Here is an 8,645-nt window from a genome sequence, read left to right on the forward strand (position 1 = left end):
AGCAGTTGTCAAGTAGTGGAGCAATAGCTATAATCGGTGTGTGAGGGTGAGGAAACTGCACGGGTGGAAGCTGACTGTTGCCGAGGCTAAAGAGGTGCAGAGTCGGCTGGCGTCGAGGGTCCGGCGGACCGGCAGGGTCACCGCACCCCGCTTCATTGCCGGTGTGGACGTGTCTGCGTCCAGGACCGGGGAGGTGGGCACCGGCGCGGTGGTGGTACTTGGGTATCCCGGTCTTGAGCTTGTCGAGGTAAGTGTCATTCGGGGAGAAGTAGAGTTGCCCTATATGCCGGGATTGCTATCGTTTCGCGAGGCACCGCTCATTCTCAGGGCGTGTGAGCAACTCAGCACCACGCCCGACATTATTGTGGTAGATGGCCAGGGAGTTGCCCACCCGCGGCGCTTCGGCCTAGCTTCGCACCTGGGACTGCTCCTGAGTAAGCCGACAGTAGGCTGCGCTAAGTCACGGCTCTGTGGCAGCCACGATGTGCCGGGTGACGAGCGAGGCAGTACTGCCGAGCTGGTAGATGGTGGGGAGACAATCGGGACGGTGGTACGCACCAAACAGGGTACGAAGCCACTGTACGTCTCGGTGGGGCACAGGATAGAGTTGCAGAATGCGGTACACTGGGTATTGGAGTGTTGTCGTGGTTACCGGCTGCCGGAACCGGTCCGGCTGGCCCACCAGGCGGCCGGAGGAAACCTGAAGTGGTGAAGAAACTTCAGCACTGAGAATAGACGCCGGAGGCGGACGTCTCCGGAGAACAGAATTGTGAGGGAAAGATGCAAGAGTTAAAAGACAAGCTGGAGGACCTGCGGACCAGAATCGCCACAACTATGGTGCATCTTTGACATTGCCAGCAGAGAGGACGAAATTACCCGACTGGAAAAGCAGTCGGTCCAACCGGATTTCTGGGCAGACCAGAATACCGCCCGTAGCGTGATGCGGAAACTGGCGGGTCAAAGGAAAGTGGTTGACCGTTGGCGCGGCCTGGAGAACAAGGTTGCCGAGATAGACGGTCTGGTCGACCTGGTGATAGAGGAAGAGGAGGACACCTCACTCGAGGAGGAGGTCCGCTTCGAGACAGACGCAGTAGCCGGGCAGCTTGATGAACTGGAGCTGGAACTGGCGTTTCGCAGCGAGTATGATGACCGCAATGCTATCCTGGCGATTCATGCCGGTGCGGGCGGAACCGAATCCCAGGATTGGGCTGAGATGCTCCTCCGGATGTACCTTCGCTGGGCGGAACAGCGCGGCTATGAAGCAGAAGTACTGGACACCTCGGTGGGGGAGGGTGCGGGGATAAAGAGCGCCATAATCGCCATCAATGGTGATTACGCCTGCGGCTACCTGAAATCGGAACATGGGGTACACCGATTGGTACGTCTTTCTCCCTTTGATGCCGACCATTCCCGGCACACATCTTTTGTCCTCGTGGAGGTGATGCCCGAAGCCGAGGAGGATGCCGATGTCGAGATAGCCCCTGATGAACTGAGAGTCGATGTCTTCCGGTCAAGCGGACCCGGCGGACAGCACATGCAGAAGACAAGCAGCGCCGTCCGTATAACACACCTGCCGACGGGGCTGGTGGTTATCTGCCAGGGCGAGCGTTCGCAGTACCAGAACAAGGAGACCGCCATGAAGATTCTTCGGGCGCGCCTTCTTGAGTTCGAGCTGGCCAGGAAGTCCGAGGAAATTTCCAGGCTAAAGGGGAAGCGGATTGATGCCGGCTGGGGCAACCAGATAAGGAGCTACGTCCTGCATCCTTACCGGATGGTGAAGGACCACCGGACGAGTTATGAAACGAGCGACACCGAGGGGGTGCTGGCTGGTGACCTGGACGGGTTCATCACGGCGTATATCAGGTTCATGGCGGGTAAGGAAGATGGTTAGACGGCTGGTTGTCCTGGTACTGGTCTTATGTCTATCCGTGGCAGCCGGCATGGTCCCGGCACAAGCTCAGGGTGGCCTCAGGATAACGGATACTTCCATTGAGGCTGCATTTCCCCTGGAGCTCAGCTTCAACATATCCGTGGCGAGCGACGCCGATATTACGGACATCCGCCTCCATTACCGTGTTGAGCGGCGACACTTTGTCGATGTTACCAGCGAGGCCTACCTTGAGTTCACGCCGTCGAGGGCGGTCGAGGTGAGCTGGGACTGGGACATGAGGCGGACGGGCGGACTGCCGCCGGGGACAAGTATCGAATACTGGTGGACGGTTGAGGATGTCAGCGGCGACAGTATTGAGACCGAACCCCTGGTAGTGCAGTTTGAGGACGACCGTTTTCAGTGGCAGAGTCTGGTGGAGGACCAGGTAACGGTCTACTGGTACCGGGGTACGACTTCATTCGCCGGAAAGATAATGGAGACGGTCCGGGAGGCACTCTACTGGCTGGTCCAGGATACCGGTGTCAGCCTGACAGAGCCAATCAGAATCTATATCTACGGTAGCTCAACGGACCTGCGGGGGTCCATGATATTTCCCCAGGAGTGGACGGGGGGTGTAGCCTTCACCAGGTATGGCTGCATTGCCATCGGTATCTCGCCGGTGAACCTGGCGTGGGGGCAGAGGGCGATTGCCCACGAGCTGACCCATCTGGTGATTCACCAGATGACGCTGAACCCTTACAGCGGCCTGCCGAACTGGCTTGACGAGGGACTGGCGATGCGCAGCGAGGGGCCACTGGGACGGGAGTTCCAGACGTATCTTGACCGTGCGATAGCGAGCGACAGCCTTTTCTCCGTACGCAGTCTGGCCAGCCCCTTCTCGACGGACGCCGATAAGTCTTACCTCTCTTATGCCCAGAGCTACAGCCTGGTGGAGTATCTCATCAGCACCTACGGGAAAGACATGATGTTCGAACTGCTGGATACCCTCAGCGAGGGCAGCACATACGATGACGCCCTGACCCGGGTGTATGGTTTTGACAGCGACGGCCTTGAGCAATTGTGGCGGGAGTACCTGATGCCTGCGGTGGAGACCGTGGAGCAAATGGGCGTGCTCCCGGGGCGAGGGTAGTTTGGTAAAGAAGAAATCATTCACGATTCACGACCTGCCGGTTGCCGAGCGACCGCGGGAGAGAATGCAGCAGTTCGGTGCGGACGCCCTATCGGTGCAGGAGATTCTGGCGCTGATAATGGGGCGTGGTATCTCCGGGGAGTCAGTAACGGTGACGGCGCAGCGGTTGCTGAGCAGGTTCGTTGACCTCAAGGGGCTGTCCGGCGCCTCCGTGGAGGAACTGGCCGAAGTGAAGGGGATTGGCCCGGCCAAGGCATGCCAGATAAAGGCGGCTTTTGAGCTGGGGAGGCGACTGGAAGGCTACGCTGAGGCCGCAGAAAAACCAGTGCTGAAGAACACCGAGGACGTGGTCAGGATGGTGCGCAGTCGGCTGATGGGTGAGAAAAAGGAGCACTTCCTGGAGCTCCTTCTGGATACGAAGGGGCAACTGATAAAAATCGCCGAGGTCTCCGTGGGAAGTCTGGACAGCAGCATCGTTCACCCCAGGGAGGTGTTCAAGGAGGCGGTGTCGGCCAGCGCGGCATCGGTGATATTCGTGCATAACCACCCCTCGGGGGACCCGCAGGCCTCCGACGAGGACATCGGCCTGACAAAGCGGCTGGTTGAGGCGGGCGAGATAATGGGCATCGATGTCCTCGACCACGTGATTGTCTGCGACCGGGCCCACCTGAGCCTGAAGGCGAAGGGGGTTTTCTAGCACCCCCGAAATCGCCAATCGTCTTCACATTTTGGGATATTAACCATAGGTAGACCAATAATTGACAGGTTCAATACAGGGGAGTAGAGTACGCATGCGTTCTTTCTTGTAAAGCTTAGGCAGGAGGCGTCAAATAGTTAGAAGAATTGGTGTTAGCAGCCTATTTATCCTCGTACTTGCCTTGCTCCCGATGGTGGCTTGCACCGAGACATCCCCTACTTCATCTGCCACTCCTACGAGTCCGAGCGAATCAGAGTCCCCACGCATGACTGCCGCCGAGGTATGCCAGTACGTCAACCAAGCCCTGCCAGATGAACACGAAAGTTGTAACAATTATAAGCTTCGTTACGAATACCGATATACCGTGCAGAACGCTGAGTATCTGGGATATCAGCCAACACTTGTATCTGATTCTGCTATTAAGGAGATACACGAGTTTCCCCCAAAAAATCGGTATATATTCTTGGAAAATCTATCTGAGCAGTATCCGGATATAGACCCCAATAGTATGTGGGGTTCAGAAGAAGGATGGTGGCTTGTTACTGTAGAAGTGACTAAGGAGAAGCAACTACTACGGGAGGGGCAATGGGTAGAGTTCTTGTCTAATCCCGATACCGAAATATATGGAGAGCTGTACTTCTTCGACGAGAATTTAGCCCAGCTATGGTAGGATATGCACTTGTCAGACCTGAGGGTCTTCCTCAGATTGTGCTCGAACTTCTCCCGTGTGGGAATGGGAATCTCGTGGCCTTTGGGTATCTTCTGCCTTGGTTGAGGAGTTTTGCTAATGATTACATCCTCTCACCCGTTGTATCATGCTAGGCTGAAGAGTGATAGGGCGAAGGTACACCTCAGCAGCCTCAAGAGTAACATCACCAAGTTCAAGAATGACCCTAGACCCCTCCAGCGAATCATTGAGGAAGATGGTCAAAAGAGGCTGCATACCCAATGGCCTCGCCCTATACCCGATTCTTGGGGTCTTATCTTGTCCGATTTCGCCACGAACCTTAGGGCGTCTCTCGACTATATTGCGTGGCAATTGGCCTCTAAGCATATAAGAGACACCGGGAAGTCCCGAGACCCCAATGGGAGAACGCAGTTCCCCATCTGTGATAGCACCGAAAGCTACAGGACTCAAGGCAGACGCCGAATCGATGACATCCTGCCCTGCGCAATCCCAGAAATTGAGCGGGTGCAGCCATACAATAGAGCGAATTGGCCTGAGACTCACTTGCTTTCCGTTCTCCGAGAGTTGGCTGGCAAGACCAAGCACCGATTTGTCATTCCGCCCGACAGTTACGTCCAGCTTCGTGCGCCCGCTAGTGGCATGACGGCCATCATGATGCCGCTCAACAAGCCAGAAGTTATAGTACAAACTTCCGGCGAGCGTCCTACCCCTTATACAAGCCTCAATCCAGACGTTTCCATGCAGATAAGCTTCGAGACACCCGCCATATCACCCTCCACCCACGACATTACGGTCTTGGAAGGCATACACCAATTCGTCAGTAAGGAGATAATCCCACGATTTTCGCGCTTCTTTTAGCATCCTATATGGGTCAAGGCAATCAATCATCTCCAACTCGCTTATACGGCAATGGGATCGCAACTTTCTCTACGCCCGGCTCGTTCCTTCTGCCCCGACACCATCCTGCTGACACGCATACGGAACATACAGATTTATCCAACAGCAGCCCTTCCCCCGGCCCGCATCCTAGCCCTGGACTGTCCCATGATGGTATACTCATACCAACCTGGATTGTAAGGGCTCCTGGATATGCCTCCTGATAAAAAGGAACGTCGCCCGTCGCGGCGAATACTGCACACATCGGACCTCCATCTGGACGAGCCGGGCAAGGATGCCTGTGGCTGTCTCGAAGCAGTGGTTGGTCTGGCCATTGAGCGGGATGTCGACCTGGTCATTGTTGCCGGTGACCTCTTCGACCACGGCAGGATAGGCGATGGGCTGGTCAGCTTCACCGTGGCACAGCTTCATCGTCTGCCAATGCCGGTGGTGGTCCTGCCCGGTAACCACGATTGCCTGGTTCCGGGCTCTGTCTTTGAGCGGGCCGATTTCCAGGAGAACGGCGGCAACATCCACCTGATTACGTCACCGGAGGGAGAAACGCTGGAGCTATCCGGTCTGGGGGTATCGGTGTGGGGAAAGTGCATCGATTCCCATGATGATGTCCGGCCGCTGGAAGGGGTCCCACAGCCGGATGGTGGCGGGCAGTGGAACGTCGCCGTTGCTCACGGCTACTATGTCAGTACCGACCCTCCACTGTTCCCCAGCTACCATATCACCGAGGACGAGATAGTCGCATCGGGCCGGGACTATATTGCCCTGGGGCACATCCCCGTATTCCGCTGCATTTGCCGTAAGCCGGTGATGGCGTATTACTGCGGTTCACCCACGGTGTCCGGTACGGTCGCCCTGGTGGAGCTTGATGACGAAGCCGGGGTGCAGGTCACTCCTGTTGAGCTTAAATAGAAGAAAGTGGGACCAGATATGAAGACGGATTTCAGCAAGCTGGAGAGGGCTTTCAATCCGCGGTGTGTAGCTGTCGTGGGAGACAAGGGTGAGAGCAACTACATGTGGCTGCGCGGGCAGAGCGAATTCAAGGGGAAGCTCTACTCCGTGCAGGTTGACCCCAAGGAGATACCGGGCATAGAGGCGCTGGGCATGAAGAACTTCACCAGCCTGATGGACATTCCGGAACCGGTGGACCTGGTGATTGTGGCTGTGCCCCGGCCGGTGGCTCCCCGGATACTGGCCGACTGCATTCGCAAGGACGTGGCGGCGGCCCATTTCTTCACCTCCGGGTTTGCCGAGACCGATACCGAGGAGGGTATCGGTCTGCAACGGACACTCACCGAGATGGCCGAAGAGGCTGACTTCCATCTCGTTGGTCCGAACTGCATGGGTATCTACAATCCGGCTGCGGGCATCAGGCAGACGCCGATGCAGCGTACCGGTTTCCAGGGTACGGTGGGATTCATCGCGCAGAGCGGCACGCATGCGATTGCCTTCTCCGAGGAGGCATACCAGCAGGGGGTCGAGATTAATAAGTCGGTCAGCTTCGGCAACGGCGTGGTGCTGGACTCTACCGACTACCTGGCATACTTCGGCAATGATGACGGCATCGAGGCAATCGGTATGTACCTGGAGGGGGTAAAGGATGGCCGGCGCTTTATGACGACACTGAAGGAGGTGGCCGCCCGCAAGCCGGTGGTCATCTGGAAGGGTGGGCGTACCGAGGAAGGCCACCGGGCGATTGCCTCTCACACCGGTTCACTGGCGGTGTCAATGGCTATCTGGGACGCCGCCGTAGAACAGTGCGGTGCGGTGAAGGTCAGGAGCATGGATGAGCTTGTCGATGCTCTGAAGGCGGTACAGTATCTGAAGCCGGTCTACGGGGACCGGGTGGGCATTACCGGTGGGTCAGGGGGGCAATCGGTAGCCATCGCCGATGTTTTTGCCGAAGCCGGATTGAAAGTCCCGGCACTCACCCAGGAGTCCTACGATGAGCTGGCGACCTTCTTCAGCCTGATAGGGGGCGGCTACCGCAACCCGATAGACACCGGTAACGTCAACCGCCGGGAGATGAAGCGAATAATGGAAATCCTGGAGCGGGATGATAACGTGGACAACCTTGTCCTGTTGACGTCGGCCATTCCGCGTATGGCAGGGCAAACAGACCGTGATACCGCTATGCTGGCAGAGATTCGGCAGCGGACACCAAAACCGGTTGCGGTGATTCTTGGCTTCCAGTCTCCGGAGGCGGTGCAGGCAGCGAGGGAGGTTGCCCAGAGATTCAGGGAGGGCGGCATCCCGACATTCGTTTCACTGGAGCGGGGAGCGAAGGCCCTGAAGAACGCCCTGGAATACTACGTTCTGAAACAGCGCATCAACGCCTAGCTTTCAGGTGGGACGGGGCACTGTTAAAGTGGTGGTGCTAGTTGGTGATTCCGGGTATCCCGGATGTGCCCGCGCTGTCGAAATTCCCTTCGAGTTGCACGATTCGCGATTCCACCTTACCCGCTTCAATCGTCAGGAATCCGACAGTACCGAGGACCGGCTGGTACTGGGGGAAGCAGGCGCTGCCGGGATTGATGCGCAGCTTGCCGTCGTTGTGTTCAACCGCGGAGCGGTGAGTATGACCGTAGACGGTAACGTCCGGTAGACCCGTTTTCTTATACTCGGGCCACAGGCCGTAGTGAGACAGCCAGATAGTGACGCCCTCGACAGTGATGAATTGCTCGGGTTTGACACGCCGGTCATTGACAGACTCGAACGGGTCATCATCACCTTCAGAGGCCAACACCGGGGCTACGGTCTCCAGTTCGTCCAGTACGGGCAGCGAGTAGATATCCCCGGCATGCAGTATCATGTCGACACCCTTGAAGGCCTCTAATATCTGGGGGGGGAGTCCCTCGGTGGTCAGAGTGCTCAGGTTGACATTATGACCGGGTATGCGTATGTGGGTATCGGAAATCAGTCCAATAAGCATTTTTCTAACTGTACTCTACCTGAGCCAGGTTGCTTTGTCAAACAAGTGTACCTTATTACTCAATCTTAGTTGTTGCTATATTGCGGGGGTGCTGTACGCCAAAGAATCTACTCGATTGGCATGAGATTCTTCAGCTTCGGTCTGCTAGTGTAGTGTCTTACAAATGTCTTTACAGTCCCTGTCATTCTAGCAAGCCTATGAAAAACCCTTTCGACCAATCCCCGTGCGGCCCGGATGGGGCGCCCCTCAGAAGGGGCGGTGCCTTCCCCTTCCTGGCCAGGAAGGAGCCTTCTGCGGAAGGGGGGAAAGATTATATCTGGGGGACACCGGCAGAATCTGGTTTCGGATTCTGCTAACGTCATTCTGTAAGAATGACGCCCAGACACCCCTGCCAAAAGGAGCGCCTCTCAGAAGAGG

General features: G+C 56.8%; 8 protein-coding genes. 7 read left to right on the forward strand and 1 reads right to left on the reverse strand.

Annotated elements, in window-relative coordinates:
- Positions 1 to 40: 40 nt before the first annotated feature.
- From nfi to VMW13_05800, 7 genes are all read left to right on the forward strand, one after another.
- Positions 41 to 712 (forward strand): deoxyribonuclease V, encoded by a 672-nt coding sequence (gene nfi / locus VMW13_05770; protein HUV44320.1) that lies wholly within the window; start codon positions 41 to 43, stop codon positions 710 to 712.
- Between the two features lie 68 nt (positions 713 to 780).
- Positions 781 to 1,891 (forward strand): peptide chain release factor 2 gene (gene prfB / locus VMW13_05775; GenBank protein ID HUV44321.1). Its coding sequence is split into 2 segments (ribosomal slippage): positions 781 to 846 and positions 848 to 1,891, totalling 1,110 coding nucleotides; the frame shifts between segments, so codons are not numbered across the junction.
- Positions 1,884 to 3,020 carry a peptidase MA family metallohydrolase gene (locus VMW13_05780; GenBank protein ID HUV44322.1) on the forward strand — a complete coding sequence of 379 codons (1,137 nt, stop codon included), beginning with the start codon at positions 1,884 to 1,886 and terminating at the stop codon, positions 3,018 to 3,020. The genes prfB and VMW13_05780 overlap by 8 nt, the downstream gene beginning before the upstream one ends.
- A 1-nt stretch (position 3,021) precedes the next feature.
- Positions 3,022 to 3,717, forward strand: a complete 696-nt coding sequence (gene radC, locus VMW13_05785; GenBank protein HUV44323.1) for a DNA repair protein RadC — start codon at positions 3,022 to 3,024, stop codon at positions 3,715 to 3,717.
- Positions 3,718 to 3,982: 265 nt separating this feature from the next.
- Positions 3,983 to 4,387: a hypothetical protein gene (locus VMW13_05790; protein HUV44324.1), complete on the forward strand. Its 405-nt coding sequence runs from the start codon at positions 3,983 to 3,985 to the stop codon at positions 4,385 to 4,387.
- A 1,107-nt stretch (positions 4,388 to 5,494) separates the two neighbouring features.
- Positions 5,495 to 6,208 (forward strand): metallophosphoesterase, encoded by a 714-nt coding sequence (locus VMW13_05795; GenBank protein HUV44325.1) that lies wholly within the window; start codon positions 5,495 to 5,497, stop codon positions 6,206 to 6,208.
- Positions 6,209 to 6,226: 18 nt separating this feature from the next.
- Positions 6,227 to 7,636, forward strand: coding sequence for a CoA-binding protein (locus VMW13_05800; GenBank protein ID HUV44326.1), 1,410 nt, complete (start codon positions 6,227 to 6,229; stop codon positions 7,634 to 7,636).
- A 37-nt stretch (positions 7,637 to 7,673) separates the two neighbouring features.
- Here the strand turns inward: VMW13_05800 and VMW13_05805 are convergent, their stop codons facing one another.
- Positions 7,674 to 8,228, reverse strand: a complete 555-nt coding sequence (locus VMW13_05805) for a metallophosphoesterase family protein (protein ID HUV44327.1) — start codon at positions 8,226 to 8,228, stop codon at positions 7,674 to 7,676.
- Positions 8,229 to 8,645 lie beyond the last annotated feature (417 nt).

This window comes from Dehalococcoidales bacterium (assembly GCA_035529395.1).
Classification (GTDB): Bacteria; Chloroflexota; Dehalococcoidia; order Dehalococcoidales; family Fen-1064; genus DUES01.

Bases quoted from the DNA above. Each gene is read 5' to 3' on its own strand.
- VMW13_05790 (HUV44324.1), top strand. From the start codon at position 3,983: ATGACTGCCGCCGAGGTATGCCAGTACGTCAACCAAGCCCTGCCAGAT.
- VMW13_05800 (HUV44326.1), top strand. From the start codon at position 6,227: ATGAAGACGGATTTCAGCAAGCTGGAGAGGGCTTTCAATCCGCGGTGT.
- VMW13_05795 (HUV44325.1), top strand. From the start codon at position 5,495: ATGCCTCCTGATAAAAAGGAACGTCGCCCGTCGCGGCGAATACTGCAC.
- VMW13_05805 (HUV44327.1), bottom strand. From the start codon at position 8,228: ATGCTTATTGGACTGATTTCCGATACCCACATACGCATACCCGGTCAT.
- VMW13_05780 (HUV44322.1), top strand. From the start codon at position 1,884: ATGGTTAGACGGCTGGTTGTCCTGGTACTGGTCTTATGTCTATCCGTG.